Genomic DNA, 26,310 nt, shown 5'->3' with positions numbered 1-26,310 from the left:
GATAACTACGCGACCGAAGGTAGTTATCCACTGATAACTTTGTCAAGTACGATCGGGGGCATGCCCAGAACGAGACTCACCGCCGAGGAGCGCCAGGACCAGCTGGTCCTGGCCGCCGTGACCGCGTTCAGCGAGGGCGGGTACGCCGGCACGACCACCGACCAGGTGGCCCGGCTGGCCGGCGTCTCCCAGCCGTACGTCATCCGGCTCTTCGGCACCAAGCAGCAGCTCTTCCTCGCCGCGATCGGCTACGCCTGCGACCGGATCGAGGAGCACTTCCGGACCGCCGCCGAGGTCGCACCCACCCTGGAGGCCCTCGGTGCGGCCTACGACCAGCTGATCGCCCAGCGCGAGCTGATCACCCTGTTGCTGCACGGGTTCGCCGCCGCGGGCGACCCGGTGATGGGTCCGGTGGTCCGCGAGGGCTTCGGCCGGATCTACACCTCGGTGCGCCGGCTGACCGGCGCCAGCGTCGAGGAGTGCCGCGACTTCATGGCCATGGGCATGCTCTGCACCGTTCTGGGCTCACTTCGCGTGATCGGCCCGGACGCGGTCCAGCCCGAACCGTGGTCGGCCGAGGTGCTGGGCGCCCTCAACCTGCACCACGCCTAAAGGTTGTGCCTCAAGTAGGCGGGTGACCGCCAGCCCAGCATCGCCTCGGTCATCCGGACCGCCTCGACCGTCGCGCGCACGTCGTGCACCCGGACGATGCGCGCGCCCCGCAGCACGCAGAAGACCACCGCCGCCAGCGTGCCGGCCAGCCGGTCCGGCTGCGGCCGGTCCAGTGTCTCGCCGATGAAGTCCTTGTTGCTGACCGCGGCCAGGGTCGGGTGGCCGAGCTCGCAGATCTCGTCCAGCCGCCGGGTCAGCTCCAGCGACTGGACCGTGTTCTTGTTCAGGTCGGGGCCCGGGTCGAGAACGACCTGGTCCGGGCGTACGCCGCGGTCGAGCGCGACCGACACCCGTTGCTGGAGAAACGATCGCACCTCGGCCACGACGTCGTCGTAGCGCGGGGACGGATGCGGGGTGCGGGGCGCGGCCAGGCTGTGCGTGATCACCAGCGCGGCGTCCGTACCGGCGACCGCGTCGGCCATCGCCGGATCCCGCAGCCCGGACGTGTCGTTGATCACGCCGGCCCCGCACGCGATGGCCTCGCGGGCCACTTCCGGGCGATACGTGTCGACCGACACCACGGTCAGCTCGCGGGCTGCCTCGACGACCGGGAGCACCCGCTCGAGCTCCTCCGCGACGGTCACCTCGGGCCCCGGCGCGAACGGCACACCACCGATGTCGATCCAGTCCGCGCCCTGTTCGGCGGCTGTCCGCACCGCCTCCAGCGCGTGCGCGAGCGCGAAGGTCCGGCCCCGGTCGTGGAACGAGTCCGGCGTGCGGTTGACGATCGCCATCACCGCCACCCGGCGGTCGAAATCGAACTCCCGGCCGCCGATCACGAGTCGCATATCGGTGGACGGTAGCAACCGGTCATCGGTAAGAGTGACGTAATGGATGCGCGGGGACCGGGTCGATATCTGTGGTGGCTGGCTCGACGTGTCCGGAAACGGATCTTCATCGGGGCCGCGTTCGCCACGGTCTGGTACCTGAGCCTGGCGGCCACGCCGTACCTCCTGGCCCAGGCCATCGACCACGGCCTGCGGGCACACCGCACCGACGTGCTGCTCGGCTGGGCGGCGGCGGTTCTGGTGCTCGGCGGGGCCGGCGCCTTCCTCGGCATCATGCGGCACCGGTCGATGACCAAGCTGCGGACCCTGTCCGGGCTGCTGACAGCCGACCTGGTGCTGGAGCACGCGACCCGGCTGGGCGCCGCGCTGCCGCGCCGGATCACCGCCGGCGAGGTCGTCACGATCGGCATCTCCGACGTGTGGGTGATCTCCCGCTCGATGAACGTCGGCGGCGTCGGGGTGGCCAGCATGGTCGCGTACGGGACGGTCGCGGTCCTGCTCTTCCACACCTCGCCACTGCTCGCCGTCACCGTCCTGGCCGGTGTCCCGCTGCTCGCCCTGATCGTCGGCCCGCTGCTGACCAGGGTCCAGGCGGCCGGGCAGCGCTACCGGGAACGGCAGGGCACGCTGGCCGGCCGGCTCGTCGACGTGCTCGGCGGCCTGGGCGTGCTGAACGGCCTGGGCGGCAAGGAGTCGCACCTGGGCCGGTACCGCCAGGAGTCGGACAAGCTGCGCGACCTGGGCTACCGGGTCGGCGTCACGTCGAGCTGGGTCGGCGCGCTCGGCACCGGCCTGCCCGTCCTGTTCCTCGCCGTGGTCACCTGGATCGGCGCGCGGATGGCCGCGAGCGGCGACATCACCATCGGCGAGCTGGTCGCGGTGTACGGCTGGACGTCGCTGCTGGCCATCCCGGTCGACGTGATGATCTTCTGCGGCTTCGACATCACCCGCGGCCTGGTCGCCGCCCGCCGGGTGGCCGCCTTCCTGCGCGTACCCATCGAATCCGACCACGGTGACCCGGCACCCGCCGGACCCGCCCCGCTGAGCGACCCGATCTCCGGCGTGAGCGCCGAGCCGGGCCGGTTCACCGTGCTGGCCGGCGCCCGCACCGCCGACGCGGAGGCGATCCTGGACCGGCTCGGCCGGTACGGCGAGACCGAGGCCACCTGGGCCGGCCGGCGGCTGGACGGCATCGCCCGCGCCGAGGTGCGCGACCGGGTGCTGGTGGCCCGGCACGACGCCGAGGTGTTCGCCGGGACGCTGCGCGACGTGGTGGCCGGTCCCGGCGAGACCGACGACGACCGGGTACGCCGGGCCATCGACGCCGCCGTCGCGCACGACATCGCGGCCGACCTGGACCGGCCGGTGGAGTGGCGCGGCCGCAACCTCTCCGGCGGCCAGCGGCAACGGCTGCGGCTGGCCCGGGCGCTGCACGCCGACCCCGAGATGCTGCTGGCGGCCGAGCCGACCTCGGCCGTGGACGCGCACACCGAGGCGGCCATCGCCCAGCGGCTGAGCGACGTGCGGTCCGGCCGCGGGACCGTGCTCGCCACCACGTCGCCGGTGCTGCTGTCCCGGGCCGACGTCGTGCATTACCTGGTCGACGGCCGGGTGGTCGCGTCGGGCACCCACGACTCCCTGCTGAGAACCGAAGCCGGTTATCGGGAGCTGGTCACTCGAGTGTTCGAGGAAGTTCAATCGTGAGCGGGGTTCTGCCGGTCGCGACGCCGGCCGACGTGCGGAAGGCCGCGTTCCGGCTGATCGCCGCCGACCGCCGCGCGGTGGTCAGCGTCCTCGTGCTCAACGCCTTCGCCGCCCTGGCCGGGCTGGGCGGGCCGTGGCTGCTCGGCCGGATCATCGACGCGGTCACCGCGGGCGCCGGTCCGTCCCAGGTCGACCACTACGCGCTGGGCGTGCTCGGCTGCGCCGTCGCCCAGACCGTCCTGCTCCGGTACGCCCTGTGGGCCGGCGCCAACGTCGGCGAGCGTACGGCGGCCCGCATCCGGGAAACCTTCGTCGACCGGGCCCTGACCCTGCCCGCGTCGGTCGTCGAGCGGGTCGCCGGCGGTGACCTGGCCGCCCGCGGCACCAACGACATCGACCAGGTGGCCAAGTCGGTGCGCGACATCCTGCCGGCGCTGACCGGGGCCTTCGTGCAGATGTTCTTCCTGGTCGGCGCCGTGCTCGTGCTCAGCCCGCCACTGGGCGCGGCCGGGCTGCTCGGGTTCGCCGGCATCTGGTTCATCACCCGCTGGTACCTGCGGGTGGCCCGGGACGCGTACCTGCGCGAGGGCGCGGCCGACTCCCGCCTGGCCGACGAGCTGACCGCCACCGTCGAGGGCGCCCGTACGATCGAGGCGTTCGGCCTGGCCCGGCTGCGGCTGGCCATCGGCCGGGCGGCCATCGACGAGACCCGCCGGACCCGGATGGCCACGCTGCGGCTGCGGACGTTCTTCTTCCCGACCGTCGAGCTGTCCTACGCCGTCCCGGTCGTGATCATCCTGGTCGCCGGCGGTTACCTGGCCTTCCACGGCTGGGTGTCGGTCGGCACGGTCGGCGCCGCGGTGCTCTACCTGCGGCAGCTGGCCGGGCCGCTCGACTCGATCACGATCTGGATCGAGCAGCTCCAGAGCAGCGGGGCGTCGTTCGCACGCGTCGAGGGCCTGGCCGCGGTGCCACCCGGCCCGGTTTCGACCGAACGGCTTCCGGACGGCGAGAAGATCGAGATCGACGGCGTGCGGTACGCGTACGACGAGGGCCGCGACGTTCTGCATGACGTCACGCTGACCGTGCGGCCGGGGGAGCGCCTGGCGATCGTCGGGCTCTCCGGCGCCGGCAAGTCGACGCTCGGCCGCCTGATCGCCGGCGTGGACCGGCCGCGCACCGGCAGCATCACGGTCGGCGGGGTGCCGGTCGCCGACCTGCCGCCGGACGAGTTGCGCCGGCACGTCGTGCTGGTCACCCAGGAGCACCACGTCTTCGCCGAGTCGCTGCGGGACAACCTGATGATCGCGGCGCCCGACGACGACCTGCGCCGGGCGCTGACCCGGGTCGGCGCCGACTGGGCCACCGACCTCGACCTGGACCTGGGCGAACACCCGCCGGACGGCGCCCGGGCCCAGCAGCTCGCGCTGGCCCGGGTGCTGCTGGCCGACCCGCACACGGTCATCCTGGACGAGGCGACCGCCCTGCTCGACCCGACCGCCGCCCGCACCGCCGAGCGGGCGCTGGCGGCGGTGCTGCACGACCGTACGGTGATCGCGATCGCCCACCGCCTGCAGACGGCGCACGACGCGGACCGGGTGGCCGTGATGGACGACGGCCGGATCGTCGAGCTGGGCCGACACGACGAGCTGGTGCGCCGCGACGGCCCCTACGCCGCCCTGTGGCGCATCTGGCACGGCTAGTTCCAGTGGTAGCCCATCGCGGCGTCTGCCGCCCGGATGCCGCTCCGGGCTACCACTGAAGGGTTCACGCGCCGGCGGCGTCCAGACGTTCGATCTGCTCGGTGGTGAGCTTGAGGTCGAGGGCCGGGACGACGTTCTCGAACTGCTCGGGCGTACGCGGGCCGATCAGCGGCACCACCCGCGGCCCGGGCCGTTGCGCCAGCCAGGCCAGCACCACCTGGTTGCCGGTGGCCCCCAGCTCCGCGGCCAGCTCGTCGACGGCGGCCAGCCGCGCGTCGGAGTCCGAACCGCGGTAGGCGTCGAGGATGAAGTGGTCGTCCCGCTTCGCCTTGTTGTCGTACAGCCCCTTGAGGATCGGCGAGTACGCCACCAGCGTCAGGTCGTCGTGCTCGGTCAGGTAGTCCCACTGGTCGGCGTCGACCACCGACGAGTTCTGGTTCGCCCCGTTCGGCCGCAGGTACGAGTGCTGCTGCTGGAGCGCGACCGGCGCCGTCCAGCCGTTCCGCTCGCACAGCCGCCGGATCCGCTCCAGCCGCCAGGTCCGCACGTTCGACCAGCCCAGGTGCAGCACCTTGCCCGCCTTGACGAACGAGTCCAGCGTCTCCAGGGTCTCCTCGAGCGGCGTCGCCCGGTCGTCCACGTGCACGTAGTAGAGGTCGATGTGGTCGGTGCCCAGCCGGGTCAGGCTGCCGTCCAGCGCCCGCCGGAGGGTGTCCGCCCCGGCGCCGGCGAAGGTCCGCCGGGCCAGGTCCCAGTTCGGCGAGCCGTCCGCCGCCCACAAGTCCGGGCTCGCCACCGGCACCGCCGTGGCCTTGGTGGCCAGGAAGACCTGGTCCCGCCGGTTCCCGTCGCGCAGCCACCGGCCGAGCAGTTCCTCGCTCTGCCCGCCCGCGGTGCCCGGGTTGACCCACCACTCGTAACAGTCCGCGGTGTCGATGAACGACCCGCCCACCTCCAGGTACCGGTTCAGGATCGTCACCGAGTCCGGCTCGTTCGTCTCGCTGCCCATCTGCATCGCGCCCAGGGCGAGCGCGCTCACCTGCCGGCCGGTCCGGCCGAGTTCCACTGTCTGCATGCCCCGACGCTAGGACCCGGAGCGCGCTCCAGGTCAAGCCTCGAAGTTCGGATGTTTGTCGCTGTCGATCTCGGGCATCCGCCCGCCATGCGTCTTCGGCGTAGCAATCTCTCGGAGCCCGGGTACGGCCGTCGCCGTAGTGGTAAAGGGTTCAGCTACCTCGACACCGACGGCACCCGGCTGACCGATCCCGCCGCCCTGGAGCGCATCAAGGACCTGGTCATCCCGCCCGCCTGGACCGAGGTATGGATCAGCCCGCACGAGCGCGGGCACATCCAGGCCACCGGCAAGGACGTGGCCGGCCGCAAGCAGTACATCTACCACCGGGTCTGGCGCAGCACCCAGGACGAGGCCAAGTTCGACCACGCCCTGGAGATCGCCGAACGCCTCCCCGAGATGCGCGAGCGGCTGGCCGCCGACCTGACCAGCCGGGGCCTCAACCGGGGCCGGGTGCTGGCCGCGATCGTCAAGCTGCTCGACATGGGGATGTTCCGGATCGGCGGCGCGCAGTACGCCGACCGCGACGAGGACCCGTCCTACGGCCTGTCCACGCTGCGGCCCGACCACTGCCGCACCCAGGGCGCCTGCATGCTCCTGGAGTTCACCGGCAAGTCCGGCGTCGAGCACACCGCCCCGGTCGGCGACGGCGAGGTGTGCGCGGTGCTGCGCGAGCTCAAACGGCGCCGGCGCGGCGAGAAGCGGCTGTTCGCGTTCTGGGATCCGCACACCCGGCGGTGGCGGACGGTCGACGCCGACGACATCAACGCGTACCTGCGCGAGATCAGCGGCGAGCAGATGACGGCCAAGGACTTCCGGACCTGGCACGGCACCGTGAAGGCGGCCGAGGAACTGGCCGCGGCCGGGCCGCAGCCGACCGAGAACAAGCGCAAGAAGGCCGTCTCGCACGCGATGAAGGAGGTGGCCGGCCTGCTGGGCAACACGCCCGCGGTGGCCCGCTCCTCGTACGTCGACCCGCGGCTGGTCGACCTCTACGCCGACGGCAAGGTCGCCGACGTGGAACCGGGCACGCCCCGCGAGCAGGCCGAACGCGAAGTGCTCGACCTGCTGTCCGACGCTTAGATCCGGCCGTCGCCGGCCGATCGGGCGGATATGGGCCGGATCGTGCGCGGGTGGGGGATCGGCCTGCTGATCCTGATGGTGCTCGGCGGGCAGGTGTGGTCGTTCGTCGACCCGGTTCAGCGCCCGTACGTGATCGGCCTGGTCATGCTGGTCCTGGACATCGTCGGGTTCGTGTCCGGGATGCGGGCCGCCCGGCGCGGCGACATGACGTTGTGGCGGATGATCGCCCTGGGGCGGATGTGCGCGATCGTCACGTTCGCGCTGCTGACCGCCGAGAGCTTCGCCCGGACCGAGTACCTGTGGTGGGTCGGCGTCACCGTACGCCTGGGCGCCTTCGGCTTCTTCTCGCTGGCCGTGCTCCTCGCGCCCGCCCAGCGGATGCGCGGCCGCGAACGCGTCGCCTTCTTCGCCGAGACCACCGCCGTGGTGGCCGGCGGGTTCATGGTCGTCTGGTACTTCGTGATCAACCCGGCCATCGTCGGGACCACGTCGAACCTGGCCTGGATCGGCTACATCGGCTACCCGGTCGGCGACCTGCTGATGCTGCTCGCGATCGCGGTGACCCTGCTGCGCGGCTCGATCGGGCCCGCCACCGGGCCGAAGGCGCTGCTGCTCGCTGGCATGGCCGCCTACCTGAGCGGGGACGCGCTGTGGTCCGGCCTCGAGTCGCAGCGCCTGATGTCGATCCGGTCGCCGTACGCCGGATGCCTGATCATGCTCGGCGGCCTGCTGATGACCGTGGCGCCGATGCGGGTCCGCGTACCGGAGCAGAAGCCGGAGCAGAAGCCGGACCGGACCGCCCGGCCCGACCTGCGCTGGTCCCACCTGCTGCCGGTGGCCGCGATGGTGGTCGGCGGCTCGCTGATGGTCGTGGTGACCGTCAAGGAGAACGACATGCTGCCCTGGGGCGGCCTGGTGCTCGGCCTGATCACGATGGCCGCGGCGATCACCGTGCGGCAGGTCATCTCCCTGCGGGACAGCCGCGACCAGATCGTCACCGACGCGCTCACCGGCCTGGCCAACCGCACCGGCCTGGACGAGGCGATCGGCCGGGCGCTGCGCCGGCACGAGCCGTACGCGCTGCTCCTGGTCGATCTCGACGGCTTCAAACTGATCAACGACGCGTACGGCCACGCCGCCGGCGACATCGTGCTCACCGAGGTCGCCCACCACCTGCGCAGCGTCGTCCGCGCCGGCGACGTGGCGGCCCGGATCGGCGGCGACGAGTTCGCCGTCCTGCTCACCGAGGTCACCACGACCGAACAGGCCGGCGCGGTCGCCCAGCGGATGCTCACCATGGCCGCGGCCAACCCGGTGCGGCTCGGCGAGGACACCCTGCCGATCCGGGCCAGCATCGGCCTCACCGCCGGCGACGCCGAGGACACCCCCAAGGAGCTGCTGCGCCGCGCCGACCTCGCGATGTACCAGGTCAAGCGGGCCGGCACGCACGGCTGGCGGGCGTACGACCCGGCCATGACCGACCGCCGCGCCGAGGACGCCGCCCTGAGCGAGGCCCTCAACGCTCCCGACCGTGACCTGTTCGTCCTCTACCAGCCGATCGTCGACCTGACCACCGGCCGTCCGGTAGCCGTCGAGGCGCTCGTCCGCTGGAACCACCCGGTGCACGGCCTGGTGTCACCGGCCCAGTTCATCCCGATCGCCGAACGCAGCGGCGCCATCACCGAGATCGGCCTGTTCGTGCTGGAGGAGGCCTGCCGGCAACTCGCCGCCTGGAACCGGCTGACCTACATCAGCGTCAACCTGTCCCCGCGCCAGCTTCAGGAACCCACCCTGGTGCACGACATCCTCGCCATCGTCCGCCGCACCGGCATCGCGCCGTCGTCCCTGGTCCTCGAGGTCACCGAGTCGGCCATCGTCGACCAGGCCGCCATCGCCATGCTGGACACCCTCCGCGGCCACGGCATCCGGATCGCCGTCGACGACTTCGGCACCGGCTACAGCTCGCTGCACTACCTGACCCGCCTGCCGGTCGACATCCTGAAGATCGACCGCAGCTTCGTGGCCGAACTCAACGGCACCCCCGAAGGCTCGGCGATCACCGAGGCGATCATCCGGCTCAGCCACGTCCTGCACCTGACCACGATCGCCGAGGGCATCGAGACCGACGAGCAGGCGGCCGAACTACTGGCGCTGGGCTGCACCACCGGCCAGGGCTTCCGGTACGCCCGCCCGACTCGGCCCGCCGACCTGGATCTCACCGATCTGGAGTACGCGACCCGCCAGCCGTAGCCCGTCCGTCCGGTGGGTCAGCACCAGCACGGTCCTGGCTTTCTCGCTCGTGGCACTCAGCAGGTCGGCCATCAACGCCTCGGCGCCGGCCGCGTCCAGCGCCTCGGTCGGCTCGTCCAGGATCAGCACGGCCGGGTCGGCCAGCAGGGCGCGCGCGGTGGCCAGCCGCTTGCGTTGCCCGCCCGAAATCGTGGAGCCGCCCGTACCCAGCCGCCGGTCGAGCTCCAGCTCCAGCCCCACCCTGTGCAGGCTGGCCCGGAGTTCGTCGTCGGTGGCGTCCACCTTGGCCAGACGCAGATTCTCCCGCACGGTCGAGGCGAACACATGATCCGTCTCGTCGCCGACCAGCACCACGAGCTTCCGGAAGTCGTCCTCCGGGATGTCACCGATCCTCGTCCCGCCCAGCGTGACGGTGCCGGCCGTCGGCGCCAGGAAGCGGGCCAGGACGGCCGCCAGGGTCGACTTGCCGCTGCCGGACGGCCCGAGGATCGCCGTGCGGGAGCCGGCCGGGAGCTCGAGGTCGAGCCCGTTCAGGGCCACCCCGTCCCACCCCGCGACAAGTCCCGTGATGACGACGCCCTTTTCTTCCGTGCTCGGTGCCACAGTCGCTTGTCCACCAGGGGCGGCGGCCGGGGTCAGGTCGGCGAGGCGACGGCGGGCGGCCAGCGCGCGCCGCCGGGCCAGGGCCGCCTCCGGGAGCGCACCGACCGGCTCGGCCAGCGCCACCACCGCCAGCAGCAGCACCGCCGCCCACTCCCGCGACAGCCCGCCACCCGGCGGCAACGCCCACGCCGCCCCCGCCACCGCGACCCCCCACCCGAGATGGCCGAGCGCCGCGGCGAGTCCGGCTTCCCGCGCCGCCCGCGCTTCCCGCGCGGCCAGGCGACGGCTCCGCTCCTCCGGTACGCCCAGAGCACCCGAGCCGCGCAACTCCTCGATCCCGTCCACCGTCTCCACCACGGAGTCCCGCAGCACGGCGCGTGCTTCCTCCGTACCCCGCTCTCGTCTCGCCTCGAGCCAATTCCCCAGGGCCGGCGCCAGCACCCCCGCGACCACCATCCCCGCCACCACCGGAATCGCCGCCGCCGGCCGCACCGCCGCGACCACGCCCGCCCCGGCGACCGCCGCCCCCGCGGCCGCGAGCGCCGGCAGCCACCCGCGCAGCAGCCCGTCCACGTCGGCGTCCACGTCGTCCACCACCCGCGTGAGCAGCTCACCGCGGCGCCGCGTCCGGGCCCCCGGCACCCGCGGCACGAGCCCCGCGTAGACCGCCGCCCGCCGCGCCCCCAGCCGCGCGAACGCCACCTGATGCGACACCAGCCGTTCCGCATACCGAAGCAGCGGCCGCGCCACGGCACTGCCACGAACCAGCACGACGGCCGCCGACAACGTCAACACCGGCGGCAGGGTGGCCGCCCGCACGAGCAGCCAGGCGGCCGCCCCCGTCAGCAGAACGCCGGCCAGCCACGACCCACACCCGAGCACAACGGCCGCGGCGGCGAGCCAGGCCTTCGGCGCTTCTCCCGCGCCCGTTTCCCCGATCTCTCCCGGCTCCGTGCCGGCCGACGTGTCGTGCTGGTCGGTGGCGGCCGTGGTGTGGCGCGATTCCGTGGCGTTCGAGGTGTCGCCCGGGGTCGTGGTGTTGCTCGGTTCCGGGGGTGTCGCTGTGTCGCCCGGCGCCGTGGTGTTGCTCGGTTCCGGGGCGGCCGAGGTGTTGTGCGGGCTCGTGGCGGCCGACGTTTCCTCGGGGTGGTTGACCACGAGCACCGTGCGGTCGGCGGCGGCCAGCAACGCGGGCCGGTGGGCCACCACCAGCACCGCGCATCCCCGATCCGCGGCGAGCCGCAGCTTGGCGATGACCCGCCGTTCCGAGGCGGCGTCCAGATGCGCCGTAGGTTCGTCCAGCAGCAGCACCCGGGGCGCCTCCGAGGCCCGGCTCAGCGTGGCCGCCAACGCCAGCCGCTGCCGTTGCCCGGCCGACACCCCCGCACCGTGCTCGCCCAGCGGGGTGTCGAGCTCGAGCTCCCGGTCCAGGCCGACCGCGCGCAGTGCGGCGATCCCGGCCACGTCGCCCACCGTCCGGGCATGCGGCAAGGTGGGGCGCTGGGGCAGATATACGGCTTCGGGGCCGTCGATCTCGGCGTACCCGGCATCAAGGTCTTGAATGCCCGCCAGCACCCGCAGAGCCGTGGTCTTGCCCGCGCCGGAGAACCCGCGCAGCGCGACAATCTCTCCGCCCTGGACGACGAGCCGATCGAGCCGCAGCGCATCCCGGCCCGCCCCGGGATGGCGCACCCTCAGCCCTTCAGCCCGCACGCCGGGCGCGGCCCCCGGATCCACCCTCATCCCGCGGGCCGGGTACGCCTGGAGCCGGACGCCCGCCTCGCCCGCGCCGATCGCTCCACCAAGATCAACGGCGGGTTTCGCGGCCGCCGCCACCTCCCCCACCCAGTCAATGGGTGGGTCGGAAGGTAGCAGCGCGGTACGACGATTTTCGCGCTCTGTCCACAGGACGGGGCCGCCGTCCTCGACTGTGGACAACGAGGCCGCGGCCACATGCTCTGCTGAAGTGCGGAAGCGGCCGGCTGTGAACGGTGTGGGCTCGGCGAGGCCGCGGGAGTTTTGGGCGGCGGGCGGTGGCGGCGCGGCGGCCGGTTCGGCGGGGCAGCGGGGGTCGCGAGCTGTGGGCGATGAGGGCGCGGCCATGGGCTCGGGGGAGGCCAGGACCTCGTCGATGTCACCGATCACAGCTGAAGCCGCCGCGCTGGCGTGATAGCGGGCGGCCGCCTCCCTCAGTGGCCGGTAAGCCTCGGGCGCCAGCAGGATCACCAGCAACGCCGGCGCCAGCCCCATGTCTCCGGCCGCCACCCGCAGCCCGGCGCCGACCGCGATGAGCCCCACCGACAGCGTCCCCAGCAGGTCCAGCGCCGTCGACGACAGGAAGGCCACCCGCAGGACCCGCATCGTCGCGCTCCGGTGCCGGTCGGTCATCTCGGCCACGACCCGGGTCTGACGGTCGGCCCGCCCGAATACGCGTAGCGTGGCCAAGCCCTGCACGACGTCGAGGAAGTGGCCGGCCAGGCGGGCGTCCTCGTCCCAGCGTTGTTTCGCGCGGGCCTGGGTCGCCCAGCCGATCAGGGCGCCCAGCACCGGCACCAGGGGGAGGGTCAGGACGGTGATCACCGCGGAGGCCGGGTCGACGAACGCCATCGCGATGACGACCAGGGGCGGGAGGGCCGCGCCGAGGATGACCGCGGGCAGGTAGCCGGCGAACCATGGGCGCAGCGCGTCCAGTCCGGTGGTGAGGGCGGCGGTCAGGCGGCCGCTGCCGTAGCGCGCCACCCACGCCGGGCCGTGTCGCAGGGTGGCGGCCAGGGTGGAGCGCCTCAGCTGGTCGGTGGCGCGGGCGGCGGTGCGCTGGGCGACCACCTGTTCGGCCCAGGTGAGCAGCGCGCGCACCGGGTAGGCCAGGGCCACCAGCAGCAGGCCGGTCGTCCGGGAGCCGGCCACCACCGCGGTCAGGCCGAAGGCCAGCATCAGCGCCGTCCCGGCGTGCGCCGCGCCGATCAGCGCGAGCAGCCCCACCCCGGCCCGAGCCGCCCGCGCATGCCGCATCAACCGCGGATCAACCGGCCCCCGGCCACGCGAAGAGGCCGCGGGGGAAGAGCCCGCGTAAGGGGAAGGCGCGGAAGGGGGAGGGGCGCTCATGACGGGATCCGTTCGCTGGCGACGCGGCGGCGGAAGACCCAGTAGGAGTACGCCTGGTAGGCGAGCACCCCGGGCAGGATGATCAGCCCGGCCATGGTCAGCAGCCGCAACGTCGAATCGGTGGCCGCGGCGGAGGTCCGGGTCAGCGACCACGCCTCGTTCAGCGTGCTCGGCAGCACCACGTCGCCGTGGCTGGTCAGGATCATGGCGACCGCGAAGGCCGTGCCCACGGCCGTACCCACGAAGGCGGTTGACTCTCGCCCGGCCCGGGCCAGGATCGTCACACCGAGCGCGACCATCGCCCCGACCAGCAGGGGCCGGCTGGACATGGCCCACCCGGCGGCGAAGGTCAGGACGGCCAGGAACAGGCCGGCGCCCACCGCCACCCGCCGGGCCCGCCGCCGCACGGGGCCGGTCGTTCGCAGGCCCAGGAACGTCGCCCCGAGCAGCACCGCCCCGCCCAGGGCGAGTGCCGCGCCGAGGAGCGACCAGGCGTTCCCCAGCGGGCCGAGGCTGCGCGAAAGCCCGGACCCGGTCACCGATCCCGCGGCGTCCAGGGCCAGCCCCCGGGCGAACACGGCGAGCAGCGCACCCCACAGCAGCATCACCCCGGCCGACGAGCCGAAGAGCGCCCACTCCGCCCGTCGTCGCCAGGCGGCGGACGAGTGTTTGCCCCGGAATTCGAGGGCGACGCCCCGGATCGCCAGCAGCAGCAGGACGAGCGCGAACGGCAGGTAGAGGCCGGACAGCAGGGCCGCGTACCAGGCGGGGAAGGCCGCGAAGGTGACGCCGATGGCCGCGACCAGCCACACCTCGTTGCCGTCCCAGAACGGGCCGACCGTGCGGATGGCCGCCCCGCGCTCGTGATCGTCCCGGCCGAGCAGGGGTGCGAGGATCCCGACCCCGAAATCGAAGCCTTCGAGTACGAAGTAGAGCACCCAGGCCAGCACGACCAGCGCGAACCAGAAGGTGATCATGGTTGGCTCCTAGTACGACGAGGTGGAAGAAACGAGTGGCTGGGCGGGGGACGAGGACGAGGAATCATCACGGCACACGTGCCGCACCAGCCGGAGCCAGACCACGGCCAGCACCCCGTACACCAGGGTGAAACCGGCCAGCGAAGCGATCACCTCGGCCCGCGTCAGGCCGGGTGAGATCCCCTCGGCCACCGTGGTCAGCCCGAACGCCAGCCACGGCTGCCGCGCGGTCTCGGTGAAGATCCAGCCGATCGCGTTGGCGGCGGTCGGCAGCAGTGGGATCAGCGGCAGCCAGCGCAGCAGCCACCGGTGCGGGGTGCGCCCGCGCCGCCCCAGGAACAGGTACAGCGCGGCGACCGCGGCGGCCAGCATCCCGACGCCGATCATCAGGCGGAACGACCAGAACGCGACCGGGATCATCGGCACGTAGCTGCCGGGACCGTACTGGGCGACGTACTGCGCCTGGAGGTCGTCGATGCCCTGCACGGTCGAGGTGGGTGAGCCCTTGGCCAGGATGGACAGCAGGTAGGGGATGTCGACGCGGAACGAGTCGCCGACGGCGAAGAGGGAGAACGGCGCCCCGGTGGTGGTCGAGTAGAGGGCCTCGGCGGCGGCCATCTTCATCGGCTGGACCTCGGTGATGACCTTGCCGAGGTGGTCGCCGGTCAGGGCGGTCAGCGCGCCGCCGATCAGGGTCAGCCACGCGCCGAGGCGGGCGTACACGCCGAATTCGCGCCAGACCCCGATGGCCAGGATGAGCGAACCGCCGACCATGACCGCGCCGGCCATCGTGTGCGGGAAGGCGGCCAGGTTGACCTTGTTCAGCAGCAGCTCGCTGAACGAGGACAGCTGGGCGCGGCCGGTCACCGGGTCCAGCGCGTACGCCACCGGGTTCTGCATGAACGAGTTGCCGGCCAGGATGATGAACGCGGACAGCATGGTGCCCACCGAGACCACGATGATCGTCGCGAGGTGGACCGGGCGCGGCAGTCGTTCCCAGCCGAAGTACCAGAGGGCCAGGAACGTCGCCTCGAGGAAGAACGCGAGCATCCCCTCGATCGCGAGCGTCGGCCCGAACACGTCGCCGTAGAACGTGGCGAACGCGCTCCAGCCCATCCCGAACTGGAACTCCTGCACCAGCCCGGTGACCACGCCGACCGCGAACGTGATGATCAGCAACTTCCCGGTCAGCTTGGTGAGGGTCAGGAACTCTTCCCGTTTCGTACGCAGCCAGGCGATCTGCAGCCCCGCGGCGATCCCGGCCAGGCTGATCGACATCGGCACGAAGAAGTAGTGGTAGATCGTGACGACCGCGAACTGCAGCCGGGTCAGGTCCAGCACGTCCATCAGGACACCTCTCTACGACGTTCCGTAGTAGATACTACGCCGCGTAGTACGACGGCGTGCAGTAGACTCGCTCACATGCCGCTCGGAGACCTGGAACGTGAGGTCATGACCCAGTTGTGGGAGAGCGCCGGGCCGCTGAGCGTGCGTCACGTGCACGAGCGGCTGCGCGGCCGCGACCTCGCGTACACGACCGTGATGACCGTCCTCGACCGGCTGGCCAAGAAGGGCGTGGTGACCCGCGAGCGGGACGGCCGGGCCTGGCTCTACGCCCCGGCGCAGACCCGCGAGCAGATGACCGCCGGCCTGATGATGGATGCTCTGGCCGACACCCCCGACAAGGACGCGGCGCTCGCCTACTTCGTCGGCCAGTTGTCCCCGGACGCGTTGACGGCGGCCATCGAGGCCGCCCGCAAGGGCGAGTGACGGCGCTCCTGCTCGGCGCGCTCGGCCTGCTGCTCTCGCTGGTCGCGCCGGGTCTGCTGGCCGCCGCCCGGTGGCCCGACCGCGCCCCGGCGCCGGCCGTCGTGCTCTGGCAGGCGATCACGCTCGCCGGTGTGCTGTGCGCGCTGGGTGTCGTGCTGGCCGGACCGGAGGAGCTGATCCGCGCGTTCCGTGGCGACCGCCGGATCGCCATCGTCGCGCTGATCGCCGCGCTGGCCGTGGCCGCGGTGATCGTGCTGCGGCTGCTGATCTCGCTGGGCGGGGTGATGTGGCGGTCGCGCGCCCGCCGGGCCCGGCACCGGCTGCTGGTCGACCTGCTCGACCGGGCCGAGCAACGACACGGTCTGGACGTCGAGGGGCTGCGGGTCCTGGACGGCGCACAGCCGCTGGCCTACTGCGTCGCCGGGCGCTCGCCGCGGGTCGTTCTGAGCGGCGGAGCGCTGGATGTGCTCAACGCCACACAGATCGCCGCGGTGATCGCCCACGAGCAGGCGCACCTGCGGCACCGGCACGAGCTGGTGCGTGAGTCGTTCACGGCGTTCTACCAGGCCGTGCCCCGTCCGCTGCGGTCCCGCGCGCCCCTCGACGCGGTCCGGCTGCTGCTCGAGATGGTCGCCGACGACGCGGCCGCGCGGCGGTCCGGCGCCGCATCCGTGCGCGGGGCGCTCACTCTGCTGAGCGACGGGGGCGACGAAGTGGGCGGCGCGGGACGGGACCGGCGACTGTCCCGATTGACCGATCCGCCACCCCGATCGTTGGCACTCTCCGTGATTGTCCTGGTCGGAGCGGTGGCGCTGTTGGTGCTGCCCACGCTCGTGGTAGTCGTCCCGTGGCTCAGTGTCGCGGTCAGCAACTGGCCACTCTGAGTAAAGGGTCACGGCACGGTTTCCGAACGCCAGAGCGGCGGAGTACGGTGATCCGCGGTTCCGCGGTTCCCCTATCGACCGACCCCGGTCGATCCGCGAAACCGCCGCCCGAACCTCGGCGGCTGAGCGAAAGGACCGACCACCTTCGTGAGCCGCGCACGCCGATTGCTCTGCGTCTTCGCCGTCCTTGCGACCGTGATCGTCATCCCGAAGCCGGCGCTCGCTTCCCCCGGCGTGCTGGCCGAGCCCACGCCGTCGAACGTCGAGAAGCAGATCGACCAGCAGTGGGACAAGCTCGAGCCGGTCATCGAGCAGTACAACAAGGTGCACGGCGAACTCCAGGCCAACCGCCGGAAGCTCCAGGCCATCCAGAAGCGGCTGACCCCGCTCGAGGTCCAGGTCAACGTCGCGATGGGCCAGGTGCGCGGGATGGCCGCGCAGACCTACATGCAGGGCTCGCCGTCCGCGGTGAAGGCGATGATCCTCACCGGCAACGCGCAGGGCCTGACCGACAAGCTCGAGTTCCTCGACCAGTACGCGAAGCACCAGCGCAACTCGGTCAAGGACGTCGTCACGCTCAGAGACCGGCTGAGCCAGGACAAGCAGGACCTGGACACGCTGACCAAGGCGCTGGCCGCCCAGGACGTGGGCCTGGCCCGGTCCAAGGCCGGTATTCAGAAGAAGGTCGACCAGCTCCAGACGCTGCGGCTCGCGGCGTACGGCAAGACCGGCGACGACGGCCCGCTGCGGCTCGGCCCCTGCCCGGCGACGTACACCAAGGAGAAGGGCAACCGGGCCGCCCAGAAGGCCTGCAGCCTGATCGGCACGCCCTACGTCTTCGGCGCCATCGGGCCGGGCGGCTACGACTGCTCCGGCCTCACCATGGCGGCGTGGAACGCGGTCGGTGTGCACCTCACCCACTACACCGGGGCCCAGATCGGCCAGGGCCGGCCGATCAGCCGCGGTGATCTGCAACCCGGCGACCTGGTCTTCTATCCACACCACGTGGGGATCTACGTCGGCGGGAACAAGATCGTGCACGCGCCGCACACCGGTGACCACGTGCGCATGACCGACGTCGACCGGATGGGGGCCATCGGCTACCGCCGGCCGGGCTAGGACGCCGACCAGGGCGCTCGGCCGGGCGACGCGGCGATGAACCCTTCCGGTGCATAATTCGGTGCCATGACCGTGGCGGTGATCTCCCGCAGGGCGCGCAACCTGGCCGAGCTGGGCCGGTACGCGGACGCCGAGCGGCTGCTGCGCGACGGTCTCGCCGAGGCGCCCGGCGACGCCGACCTGCTGGTGCTGCTGGGCTACGTGTTGCGGATGCGGCTCGACTACCCGGGCGCGGTGGCCGTCTGCGACGCCGCCCTGGCCGCCGATCCGCTGCTGGCCGGGCCGCACGCCGAGCGGGCCGAGAGCCTGCTGGCGATGCTGCGCGACGACGAGGCGATCGTCTCGGCGAGCGAGGCGGTACGCCTGGACCCGCATGATCCGTACTGTCACCGGGTGCTGGCCCGGGCGCTGGCCGGGGCCCGTCGCCACGACCACGCCCGCGCGGCCGCCCGGCGGGCCCTGACGCTCGGCCCGGACTCGGTGGAGAGCCTGCTCACCCTGGCCGGGGTGGAACGGGACGCGGGGGAGCGGAAGGCCGCGACCGAGATGGCCCGGCGGGCGCTGGCCTACGACCCGGCCCACCCGTACGGCCGGTGGCTGATGGCGATGCTGGACGCCGAGCGGCTCAAGGTCGGCCGGTCGATGCGCGGCCTGCGCGGCGTGGCCCGGGACGACCCGGCCCATCCCGACGTGCTCTCCATGACGTGGCCGATGCGCAGCCTGCTGAGCGCGCTCCGCCGCTGGCTCGGCCCGGCGGTCGTGCTGGTCGTGGTGCCCGCCCTGGCCGGCTGGTGGTGGGGGCGGGTGCTCGCGGCCGGCTTCGCGCTGGGCGTCGCCGGCCTGGCCGCACGGGTGCTGATCCCGGCCCGCGCCACCCCCTGGCGGTGCCTGCGCCTCACCCCACGCCTGTTCCGGCGCGCGGTCGTCGCCGGTCTGGTCACCGTCGGCGGGTCGGTCACCCTCCTCGTCGGGTACGCGGTGAGCGCCGTGACCGCGCTGCCGCTGGTGGCGCTGGGGCTGATGCCGATCCTCTGGCTGCTCGGCCTGGCCGAGCTGATCGGCGCCCGGCTCGACGACCCCGGCCACAGGTGGGCGCTGCGCAACGTCGGCAATCAGTTCCGTCAGCTCGGCGCCGAGCTGCGCGAGTGGTGGCAGACCGCCAAGCGCGAGCTCCGCGAAGCCTGGAAGGACCCTCCCAAGCAGAAGTGACACACAGCCACACGCACGACGTGCCCCCCACCTCGCGTCGCACGCGCCGCCTCATGTTCGCGGTGCTGATTCCCGCTGCCGTGCTCACCCTCGTCGGCCTGATCGTGCTCTGGCCCGGCGGCGTCACCGAGGCGCCGGTCGACGACGGCGGGCAGCGCGCGTCCGGCGAGGTCACCGCGATCTCCGAGCAGGCCTGCCCGCCGGACGCCGGCGCCCCGCCGTGCGGCACGGCCGCGGTCCGGGTCACCACCGGTCCCGGCGCGGGCAGCACCACCATCGTCGACCTGCCGCAGGGCCCCGGCGCGCCCCGGCTGTCGGTCGGTGACGACGTGGTCCTGCTGTACTTCCCCGACGCGGTGCCCGGCGGCCGGGTCTACTCGGTGATCGACCAGCAGCGGGGGATGCCCCTGGTCGTCCTCATCGCGCTGGCGGTGGCCGTGATCGTGGCGTTCGGCCGGTGGCGCGGGCTGACCAGCCTGGCCGGCCTCGCGGTGTCGTTCCTGGTGCTGCTGTTCTTCGTGCTGCCGGCGATCCTGGACGGCTCGCCGCCGCTGCTGGTCGCCGTGGTCGGCGCCGCGGCGATCATGTTCGCGGCGCTGTACCTCACGCACGGCGTGAACACGCACACCTCGGTCGCGGTGGCCGGGACGCTGGCCAGCCTGGTGCTGACCGGCCTGCTCGGCACCGCCTTCACCGCGCTGCTCAGCCTCAGCGGCGTGGGCAGCGACGACGCGGCGTACCTGTCGGCCACGCGCGCGAACCTGGACACCCGCGGCCTGCTGCTGGCCGGCATCGTGATCGGCGCGCTCGGGGTGCTGGACGACGTGACGGTCACCCAGGCGGTGACGGTCGGCGAGATGGCCGCCGCCGGCCGGTCGTCGCGGCGTGAGTTGTACGCGTCGGCGATCCGGGTCGGCCGGGCCCACGTCGGGTCGGCGGTCAACACCATCGTCCTGGCGTACGCCGGGGCCTCCCTGCCCTTGCTCCTGCTCATCGCCGCCACCGACCAGCCGCTCGGGCAGCTGTTGACCAGCGAGCTGATCGTCCAGGAGATCCTGCGCAGCGCGGTCGGCACGATCGGCCTGGTCGCCTCGGTGCCGATCACCACGGCCCTGGCCACGCTGGTCGCCGACCTGCGCCCCGGCGCCGCCGGCCGGCACCCGGTCCGGGGCCACGCCCGGCACGCCCGCTGAGCGCCGTCGCGCTCGCACATTGGTCAACCGCTGCCGCCGATCAAGTTCGGCAACTCCGACGAGATCGCGAGATCCAGAACGGGCGTTACGAGCACCGGATCCGGACCGACGCCGTCTCCGGCAAGATCACCCGGCACGACATCAAGGACTGACCCGCCTGAGCAGCTCGCGGTAGGCGGCCAGCCCGTCCGGCACCCAGTCCCAGTCGTCCAGCCTGGCCGTCAGCTCCTCGTCGGTGAGGAACGTGTGCCAGGCGACCTCTTCGACCTGCGGCCGGACGGGCTGCGTACACCGCACCTGATAGACCGCCGACCACCACGCGTGCTCGCCGGTCTCGTAGAGGAACTTGAACAGCGGCGTCGGCCGGGGCAGCCCGGTGACCCCGAGTTCCTCCTCGGCCTCGCGCCGGGCGGCCTCGTCGTACGTCTCGCCGGCCCCGACCACCCCGCCGACCCACATGTCGTGCAGCGACGGGAACACCTGCTTGGTGGCCGTACGCCGGTGCACGAAGATCCGGTCGCCGGCGTCGCGCACCAGGATGAACGAGCACCGATGACGCAGCCGGCGCGCGTACGCCTCGCTCCGCCGCGCCCGCCCGACCACCCGGTCCTGCTCGTCCACGACGTCGATCAGCTCATCCACGGGAAGAAACGTACTGCCATTCCTCGGGGCGCACCGGCCGCACGGCGCCGAGGCCCATCGGCGGCATGTTGCCGTACATGGCGTGGTGTGCGCCCGAGGGGGAGTGGATCAGCTCGTGCCACACGCCCACGCCGTCCCCGGCCCCGTAGTGCCACCAGTAGCGTCGCCGCGCGTCGTCGTGGGCCGCTCCACGGGCGAACCGGTGCAGGTCGGCCGGGCTGCGCCAGTACTGCACGACCATCGCCTGCCGTGGCCCCGGCCCGAGGAGCAGCCGGTAGCCGAGCAGGCCGCTGTCCGGCGCCGCGGCGAGGTCGCGGAGCATCCCGGCCACGCTCAGCAGCAGCGGCAGCCACCGCCGCACCTGGCGCCATCGGTTGATCCGGATGCCGAACAGGAACACCACGATGGGCTCGCCGTTGCCGGGCGCCACCTTCCCGGGGCGGACGCCGGCCGGTCCGCGGTCGCGCATCCACTCCGGGTGAAACAGCAGTCGCACACTGTCAAGCAGCACTCGTGAAGGCTAGGTCCGCATCGTCCATAATGGGGGCGGATGCCCCACGGCACTCCAGATCATGTACTGATGTCCGCCGACGAGCCCGCCGGATTCGTCCGTAGTATCGTTCCGGTCGATGAGGGGCCCGCTGCGACCGACCGACCCGCGTGGGATCGGTGTCTACCGACTCGAGAGCCGCCTCGGCCAGGGCGGCATGGGCACGGTCTTCCTGGGCCGCGCCCCCGGCGGCCGGCCCGTGGCGATCAAGATCATCAAGCCTGAGCTGGCGTACGAGGAAGAGTTCCGCGCCCGTTTCCGCAGTGAGGTGAACCGGGCCCGCCAGGTGCCGCCGTTCTGCACGGCCGAGCTGCTCGACGCCGACGCCGACCACGAGACCCCCTACCTGGTCGTCGAGTACGTCGACGGCCCCAGCCTGGCCGACGTCGTCGCCGATCACGGCCGGCTGTCCGGCGGCAACCTGTACAGCGTGGCCGTCGGCGTGGCGACCGCCCTCGCCGCCATCCACGGCGCCGGGGTGATCCACCGCGACCTCAAGCCCCGGAACGTCCTGTTCTCGCTGGGCACCCCGAAGGTGATCGACTTCGGCATCGCCCGCGCCTTCGAGGCGACCAGCCAGCACACCGGCACCGACCAGATGGTCGGCACGGTCGCCTACATGGCGCCCGAGCGCTTCGACGCCGACTCGGCCCGCGCGGTCGGCCCGGCCGCCGACGTGTTCGCTTGGGGTGTCGTCGTCACGTACGCGGGCACCGGGCGTACCCCCTTCAACGGCGACTCCGCTGCCGCGACCGCCGCGCGCATCCTCACCCAGCAGCCGAACCTGGGCGACCTGCCCGCGCCGCTGCGCGACATCGTCGCGCTGACCCTCGACAAGGACCCGGCCCGCCGGCCGACCGCCGCCGAGCTGCTCGACATGCTGGTGGCCGCGGGCGGCGCCGGCGACACCCCCGAGCTGCGGCACGCCGCCCAGGCCGTCCGGCAACCGGTGGCGGCGGCGAGCAACGCCACCACGGTCGTGTCGGACCGCCGCCGCTGGGGCCGCACCGCCCCCATCCTGGCCGCCGTCGCCCTGATCGGCATCGTGCTCGCCGGTCTGCTGGCGTTCACCCCGATGCGGCAACTGGTCGAGGCGGACAGTCCCGCGGCCCTGGCCCCCGCGCCGTCCTCCTCGGTCGAGAACGCCCCCAGCCCGCCCGCGCCGTCGGCCGTCGCGTCGAGGGCCGCCCCCGCCGCGAGCCCCTCCGCCACCGACAAACCGAAGCCGCCGCAGGACGACGCCCCGTCGGTGGCGCCGTCCAAGGCCCGGCCCAAGGTCCGCCTGTGCAAGAGCGCCGACGTCAGCGTCACCATCTCCGCCCAGGACGACACCCCCGACGCCCCCGGCACCCACCGGGCCCTGATCTCGGTGGTCAACGAGTCCGGTGACCGCTGCCGGGTCGACGGCCGGGTGTTCGTCCGCCTCTACGACGCCGCCGACGGGCGCATCGACGTGCGCACCGCCTCGGTCGACGAGCCCGGCGAGGCCCTCGACACGACCCTGTTCCCCGGCGGCGGCGCCTTCCAGGGCATGAAGTGGGTGGCCTGCGACCGCAACGAATGCCCCGCCGCCAGCACGTTCCGCGCGAGCCTGGAGTCCTCGGCCACCGGCGTGGTCGCCCAGATGGACGGCTTCCCCGACCCCGGCACCCCCCGCATCGCCATGACCTCACTCCAGCTGGGCACCCTCCAGCCCAGCCGCCAGGGCGTCGTCGCCTGGTGATCAGCCGGCCGGTACCGGGGCCGGCGAGCGGGTCAGGACGGCCGCGACCACGCCGAACACCGCGACGAGCGCGGCGTTGACCAGCACGGCCAGCCAGCCGACGTTCGCGATGTGAGCCACCGGCCAGAGCAGCGCGCTCACCGCGAGCAGGACGACGGTCCAGGTCGGCGCGAGCCGGCGCAGGACCAGGGCGCCGAGCAGCAGGGTGAGCGGGAAGCACAGGCCGAGGGGCTTGATCAGCACGGCGGCGCCGGCCGCGTCGACCAGGTCGGTGTCGCCCAGCGAGACGTGGATCGTGTTGAAGCCGTACGCGACGTCACCGGCCGCGCCGAACGCGCCGGCCACGAGCAGGACCGCGGCCAGGACGCCGTGGCCGAGGGTCGCGAGGCGGACCATGACCAGGAGGTAGCCGACGGCGCCGAGGACGTGGACCACGCCGGCGGTGGGGTCGTCCCAGCCGCGGGTCGCGTACAGCAGGTCGGCGATCAGATAGACGGCGGGTGCGACGACGAGCGACGCGGTGAGCACGCGCTCCAGGGGAGTGGAAGTCATGGTTCCACTCTCGGCGCCACGACCCGGCCGGTCATCGGGGCCGGCCCTCGGGCAATCGCCGGGTTAACCCTGGTCACAGCGGGGTCCGGCGCTGGCACGATACAGACGTGATCTTCCGGTGGGCGCTGCGCTGGGCGGCCGGTGCGGTGACCGCCGTGCTGGTCGCCGGCGGCTTCGCGCTCGGCCTCCACGTCGGCAACCTGCACAACGGGCTGATCGCCGTGTCGTTCACCGCCGTCGGGACGTACGTGGTCCACCGCCGCCCCGGCCACCGCGAGGGCCGGCTGTTCGTCGCGGTCGGCGTCGCGCACGCGGTGATGTTCGCCGGACGGCAGTACGGCCTGCACGCCGGCCGGTTGCCGGGCGCCTCGTGGATCGGCTGGCTCGGGGTCTGGCCGCTGCCGCTGGTGCTGGTGCTGATCGGCCTCGCGGTGATGTGCTTCCCGACCGGCCGCCTGCCGTCCCGCGGGTGGGTGCCGGTCGCCGCCGTCCTGGCCGGGGCCGGGCTCGTGCTGGCGACGGTCTCGGCGCTGTGGCCGGTCGAGTACGCGCGTACCGGCCTGGTCGCGGCTCATCCGCTCGGCCTTCCCGGCCTGCCGGTCGCGGACGCCTTCTACCGCGTCGCCCGTCCCGTGGTCTACCTGCTGTCCCAGCTGACCTGGGTGGCCTGCGTGGCGGTGCGGGTGTGGCGGGCCCGTGGCGACGAGGCCCGCCAGATGCGCTGGTTCCTGTACGCGGCGGCGGTGTCGGCCGCGGTCATGGTGGCCGGTCTGGTGGTCTGGGGTTCGCCGGTCCCCGGCACGCTGACCGTGCCGCTGCTGGCGGTGGCGGCCGGCGCCGCGATCCTCCGGCACCGGCTCTACGACATCGACCCGGTGATCAACAAGTCGCTGGTCCTCGGGGCGATGGCGGCGCTGGTGACCGCCGGTTACGCCGTCGTCGTGGCCGGCGTCGGACGTCTGGTCGGCGGGTACGGCACCCTGCTGTCGCTGCTGGCCACCGGTCTCGTGGCGGTCGCCTTCGAGCCGCTGCGCACGCGGGTCCAGCGGCTGGCCGACCGGCTCGTGTACGGGCGTCGGGCCACCCCCTACGAGGCCCTGTCCCGGCTGTCGGCGCACTTCACCGCCCCGGCCGGCGGAGTGCTCGACGGCATCTGTGGCACCGTGGCCGACGCCGTCGGAGCGCGGGAGGTGGTGCTCTGGACCGGCTCGCCCGGCGAACTGCGCGCCGTCTCGGCCTGGCCCGCCACGACGCCGCTGCCGGCCGGCCCGCGCCTGCTGTCCGATCTGGTGGCCGTGCCGATCCGGCACGACGGCCGGTTCCGTGGCGCGATCACGGTGGCCAAGGCGCCGGGCGAGGCCCTGTCCGGCGGGGAGCAGCGGCTGGTCGGTGACCTGGCCGCCCAGGCCGGGCTGGTCCTGGAACTGCGGGCCACGGCCCAGCGGCTGGTCGCGGCCGGCGACGCCGCGCGCCGGCGGCTGGAGCGTGACCTGCACGACGGCGCGCAGCAGCGCCTGGTGACCGTCGCCATGGAGCTCGGCGGGGTGGTGCGGCTGGCCACGACGACCGGGGCGGCCGAGGTCGCGGCCCGGGCCGACGACGTGCGCCGGCAGCTTCTCGAGGCGACCGCGGAGCTGCGGGAGATGGCGCGGGGACTGCACCCCGCGGTCCTCACCCAGGACGGGCTGGCGGCCGCGGCCGGGTTCCTCGCCGACCGTTCGCCGCTGCCGGTCCGGCTGACCGTGTCGGTGCCCCGGCGGTTGCCGGCCGAGATCGAGTCCACCGCGTACTTCGTGGTCAGCGAAGGGCTGACGAACGCGGCCAGGCACTCCGGCGCCGGGGCCGTCGTGGTCCGGGTCGGCCTCGCCGGTGACGTGCTGACCGTCGAGGTGTGCGATGACGGCCACGGCGGCGCCGAGCTGCGGGCGGGCGGTGGCCTGGCCGGGCTGGCCGACCGGCTGGCGACCCTGGACGCCCGGCTGACGGTGCGGAGCGACCCGGCCGGCACCCGGTTGCGGACGGTGATCCCGTGCGCGTGATGCTGGCCGACGACGCCGTGCTGTTCCGCGAGGGCATGGCCCGCGTGCTCACCGACGTCGGGTTCACCGTGACCGGCCAGGCCGGCGACGGCCCGGCCCTGCTGGCCCGGGTGCGCGCCGACCCACCCGACGTGGTGGTGATCGACCTGCGCATGCCGCCCGGGTTCGCGGCCGAGGGCCTCGACACCGCGGCCGCGATCCGGGCGACCTCGCCGGACATCGGCCTGATGCTGCTCTCGCAGTACGTCGAGGTGCACCACGCGCTGCGGCTGATGACCGAGTTCGACGGCGGCGTCGGCTACCTGTTGAAGGACCGGGTCTCCGACCTCGTCGCGTTCGGCGCCGACGTGCGGAAGGTGGCTCGCGGCGAGACCGTCATCGACCCCGAACTCGTGGCCCGGCTGGTCGCCCGCCGCCGCGAGCGCGACCCGCTGGACGCGCTCACCGACCGCGAGCGTGCCGTGCTCGCGCTGATGGCCCAGGGCCTGTCCAACGGGGCGGTCGCCGCCGACCTGCATCTGGCCGTCAAGACCGTCGAGGCCCACGTCACCTCGATCTTCACCAAGCTGGGCCTCATCCAGCACGAGCGCGAACACCGCCGCGTCCTGGCCGTGCTGACCTTCCTCCGCGCCTAGGCCGGGTTATGAAACACGGCCAAGTACGGCCCGCACC

At 73.1% G+C, this 26,310-nt stretch carries 21 protein-coding genes; 13 read left to right on the top strand and 8 right to left on the bottom strand.

Annotated elements, in window-relative coordinates:
* The first annotated feature begins 60 nt into the window (after positions 1 to 60).
* Positions 61 to 612 (top strand): TetR/AcrR family transcriptional regulator, encoded by a 552-nt coding sequence (locus AB0O15_RS31345; RefSeq protein ID WP_364325790.1) that lies wholly within the window; start codon positions 61 to 63, stop codon positions 610 to 612.
* Here the strand turns inward: AB0O15_RS31345 and folP are convergent.
* The gene (gene folP, locus AB0O15_RS31340) at positions 609 to 1,460 is read right to left on the bottom strand and encodes a dihydropteroate synthase (protein ID WP_364325787.1); all 852 of its coding nucleotides are present in this window, start codon (positions 1,458 to 1,460) and stop codon (positions 609 to 611) included. The two genes, AB0O15_RS31345 and folP, sit on opposite strands and share 4 nt — an antisense overlap.
* 42 nt (positions 1,461 to 1,502) lie before the next feature.
* Here folP and AB0O15_RS31335 point away from each other — a divergent pair, with 42 nt between their 5' ends.
* Together AB0O15_RS31335 and AB0O15_RS31330 are read left to right on the top strand one after the other, a co-directional pair.
* Positions 1,503 to 3,164 carry an ABC transporter ATP-binding protein gene (locus AB0O15_RS31335; RefSeq protein WP_364325784.1) on the top strand — a complete coding sequence of 554 codons (1,662 nt, stop codon included), beginning with the start codon at positions 1,503 to 1,505 and terminating at the stop codon, positions 3,162 to 3,164.
* On the top strand, positions 3,161 to 4,867 hold the full coding sequence (locus AB0O15_RS31330; RefSeq protein WP_364325781.1) for an ABC transporter ATP-binding protein: 1,707 nt from the start codon (positions 3,161 to 3,163) through the stop codon (positions 4,865 to 4,867). The genes AB0O15_RS31335 and AB0O15_RS31330 overlap by 4 nt, the downstream gene beginning before the upstream one ends.
* 64 nt (positions 4,868 to 4,931) lie before the next feature.
* Here the strand turns inward: AB0O15_RS31330 and AB0O15_RS31325 are convergent, their stop codons facing one another.
* Positions 4,932 to 5,942 carry an aldo/keto reductase gene (locus tag AB0O15_RS31325; protein ID WP_364325778.1) on the bottom strand — a complete coding sequence of 337 codons (1,011 nt, stop codon included), beginning with the start codon at positions 5,940 to 5,942 and terminating at the stop codon, positions 4,932 to 4,934.
* An 87-nt stretch (positions 5,943 to 6,029) separates the two neighbouring features.
* Here AB0O15_RS31325 and AB0O15_RS31320 point away from each other — a divergent pair, with 87 nt between their 5' ends.
* Both AB0O15_RS31320 and AB0O15_RS31315 read left to right on the top strand, forming a co-directional pair.
* Positions 6,030 to 7,022, top strand: coding sequence for a DNA topoisomerase IB (locus AB0O15_RS31320; RefSeq protein WP_364325775.1), 993 nt, complete (start codon positions 6,030 to 6,032; stop codon positions 7,020 to 7,022).
* A gap of 42 nt (positions 7,023 to 7,064) precedes the next feature.
* Positions 7,065 to 9,272, top strand: a complete 2,208-nt coding sequence (locus AB0O15_RS31315) for a bifunctional diguanylate cyclase/phosphodiesterase (protein ID WP_364325772.1) — start codon at positions 7,065 to 7,067, stop codon at positions 9,270 to 9,272.
* On the opposite strand, the gene cydC is transcribed toward AB0O15_RS31315, so the two are convergent.
* The 3 genes from cydC to AB0O15_RS31300 form a co-directional block, all read right to left on the bottom strand.
* Positions 9,165 to 12,887, bottom strand: coding sequence for a thiol reductant ABC exporter subunit CydC (gene cydC / locus AB0O15_RS31310; RefSeq protein ID WP_364325770.1), 3,723 nt, complete (start codon positions 12,885 to 12,887; stop codon positions 9,165 to 9,167). The two genes, AB0O15_RS31315 and cydC, sit on opposite strands and share 108 nt — an antisense overlap.
* 89 nt (positions 12,888 to 12,976) lie before the next feature.
* A complete protein-coding gene (cydB, locus tag AB0O15_RS31305) occupies positions 12,977 to 13,957 on the bottom strand; it encodes a cytochrome d ubiquinol oxidase subunit II (RefSeq protein ID WP_364325767.1) in 981 nt (326 codons plus the stop codon).
* 9 nt (positions 13,958 to 13,966) lie between these two features.
* Positions 13,967 to 15,304, bottom strand: coding sequence for a cytochrome ubiquinol oxidase subunit I (locus tag AB0O15_RS31300; protein ID WP_364325764.1), 1,338 nt, complete (start codon positions 15,302 to 15,304; stop codon positions 13,967 to 13,969).
* Positions 15,305 to 15,379: 75 nt separating this feature from the next.
* On the opposite strand from AB0O15_RS31300, the gene AB0O15_RS31295 reads away from it, so the two are divergent.
* The 5 genes from AB0O15_RS31295 (at position 15,380) to AB0O15_RS31275 (ending at position 20,132) form a co-directional block, all read left to right on the top strand.
* Entirely contained in the window at positions 15,380 to 15,727 is a 348-nt protein-coding gene (locus AB0O15_RS31295; protein WP_364325761.1) for a BlaI/MecI/CopY family transcriptional regulator, read from the top strand.
* Positions 15,724 to 16,611 carry a M56 family metallopeptidase gene (locus tag AB0O15_RS31290; RefSeq protein WP_364325758.1) on the top strand — a complete coding sequence of 296 codons (888 nt, stop codon included), beginning with the start codon at positions 15,724 to 15,726 and terminating at the stop codon, positions 16,609 to 16,611. The genes AB0O15_RS31295 and AB0O15_RS31290 overlap by 4 nt, the downstream gene beginning before the upstream one ends.
* Positions 16,612 to 16,758: 147 nt before the next feature.
* Positions 16,759 to 17,730 (top strand): NlpC/P60 family protein, encoded by a 972-nt coding sequence (locus tag AB0O15_RS31285; protein WP_364325755.1) that lies wholly within the window; start codon positions 16,759 to 16,761, stop codon positions 17,728 to 17,730.
* A gap of 66 nt (positions 17,731 to 17,796) precedes the next feature.
* Positions 17,797 to 18,939 (top strand): tetratricopeptide repeat protein, encoded by a 1,143-nt coding sequence (locus AB0O15_RS31280; protein WP_364325752.1) that lies wholly within the window; start codon positions 17,797 to 17,799, stop codon positions 18,937 to 18,939.
* Between the two features lie 53 nt (positions 18,940 to 18,992).
* On the top strand, positions 18,993 to 20,132 hold the full coding sequence (locus tag AB0O15_RS31275) for a YibE/F family protein (RefSeq protein WP_364325749.1): 1,140 nt from the start codon (positions 18,993 to 18,995) through the stop codon (positions 20,130 to 20,132).
* A 141-nt stretch (positions 20,133 to 20,273) separates the two neighbouring features.
* Here AB0O15_RS31275 and AB0O15_RS31270 read toward each other — a convergent pair whose 3' ends face one another.
* Together AB0O15_RS31270 and AB0O15_RS31265 are read right to left on the bottom strand one after the other, a co-directional pair.
* A complete protein-coding gene (locus tag AB0O15_RS31270) occupies positions 20,274 to 20,774 on the bottom strand; it encodes an NUDIX domain-containing protein (RefSeq protein WP_364325746.1) in 501 nt (166 codons plus the stop codon).
* Positions 20,767 to 21,285 carry a DUF4188 domain-containing protein gene (locus tag AB0O15_RS31265; RefSeq protein WP_364325743.1) on the bottom strand — a complete coding sequence of 173 codons (519 nt, stop codon included), beginning with the start codon at positions 21,283 to 21,285 and terminating at the stop codon, positions 20,767 to 20,769. Before AB0O15_RS31265 ends, AB0O15_RS31270 begins: the two co-directional genes overlap by 8 nt.
* Positions 21,286 to 21,403: 118 nt before the next feature.
* Between AB0O15_RS31265 and AB0O15_RS31260 the strand changes: the two genes are divergently transcribed.
* Entirely contained in the window at positions 21,404 to 23,047 is a 1,644-nt protein-coding gene (locus AB0O15_RS31260) for a protein kinase (protein WP_364325740.1), read from the top strand.
* On the opposite strand, the gene AB0O15_RS31255 is transcribed toward AB0O15_RS31260, so the two are convergent.
* Positions 23,048 to 23,599 (bottom strand): hypothetical protein, encoded by a 552-nt coding sequence (locus AB0O15_RS31255; RefSeq protein WP_364325737.1) that lies wholly within the window; start codon positions 23,597 to 23,599, stop codon positions 23,048 to 23,050.
* A gap of 107 nt (positions 23,600 to 23,706) precedes the next feature.
* Here AB0O15_RS31255 and AB0O15_RS31250 point away from each other — a divergent pair, with 107 nt between their 5' ends.
* A complete protein-coding gene (locus tag AB0O15_RS31250) occupies positions 23,707 to 25,638 on the top strand; it encodes a histidine kinase (RefSeq protein ID WP_364325734.1) in 1,932 nt (643 codons plus the stop codon).
* On the top strand, positions 25,629 to 26,273 hold the full coding sequence (locus tag AB0O15_RS31245) for a response regulator transcription factor (RefSeq protein ID WP_364325731.1): 645 nt from the start codon (positions 25,629 to 25,631) through the stop codon (positions 26,271 to 26,273). Before AB0O15_RS31250 ends, AB0O15_RS31245 begins: the two co-directional genes overlap by 10 nt.
* Positions 26,274 to 26,310: the final 37 nt, after the last annotated feature.

Origin of the sequence: Actinoplanes sp. NPDC089786, assembly GCF_040684855.1 — a bacterium.
In the GTDB taxonomy this organism is placed as follows: Bacteria; Actinomycetota; Actinomycetes; order Mycobacteriales; family Micromonosporaceae; genus Actinoplanes.
This window is presented reverse-complemented; position numbering and strand designations above follow the sequence as displayed.

Coding starts and splice junctions, on each gene's coding strand:
- cydC (WP_364325770.1), bottom strand. CDS start 12,887: ATGCGGCATGCGCGGGCGGCTCGGGCCGGGGTGGGGCTGCTCGCGCTG.
- AB0O15_RS31255 (WP_364325737.1), bottom strand. CDS start 23,599: ATGACTTCCACTCCCCTGGAGCGCGTGCTCACCGCGTCGCTCGTCGTC.
- cydB (WP_364325767.1), bottom strand. CDS start 13,957: ATGATCACCTTCTGGTTCGCGCTGGTCGTGCTGGCCTGGGTGCTCTAC.
- AB0O15_RS31295 (WP_364325761.1), top strand. CDS start 15,380: ATGCCGCTCGGAGACCTGGAACGTGAGGTCATGACCCAGTTGTGGGAG.
- AB0O15_RS31335 (WP_364325784.1), top strand. CDS start 1,503: ATGGATGCGCGGGGACCGGGTCGATATCTGTGGTGGCTGGCTCGACGT.
- AB0O15_RS31260 (WP_364325740.1), top strand. CDS start 21,404: ATGAGGGGCCCGCTGCGACCGACCGACCCGCGTGGGATCGGTGTCTAC.
- AB0O15_RS31320 (WP_364325775.1), top strand. CDS start 6,030: ATGCGTCTTCGGCGTAGCAATCTCTCGGAGCCCGGGTACGGCCGTCGC.
- AB0O15_RS31275 (WP_364325749.1), top strand. CDS start 18,993: ATGTTCGCGGTGCTGATTCCCGCTGCCGTGCTCACCCTCGTCGGCCTG.
- AB0O15_RS31325 (WP_364325778.1), bottom strand. CDS start 5,942: ATGCAGACAGTGGAACTCGGCCGGACCGGCCGGCAGGTGAGCGCGCTC.
- AB0O15_RS31300 (WP_364325764.1), bottom strand. CDS start 15,304: ATGGACGTGCTGGACCTGACCCGGCTGCAGTTCGCGGTCGTCACGATC.
- AB0O15_RS31345 (WP_364325790.1), top strand. CDS start 61: ATGCCCAGAACGAGACTCACCGCCGAGGAGCGCCAGGACCAGCTGGTC.
- AB0O15_RS31280 (WP_364325752.1), top strand. CDS start 17,797: ATGACCGTGGCGGTGATCTCCCGCAGGGCGCGCAACCTGGCCGAGCTG.
- folP (WP_364325787.1), bottom strand. CDS start 1,460: ATGCGACTCGTGATCGGCGGCCGGGAGTTCGATTTCGACCGCCGGGTG.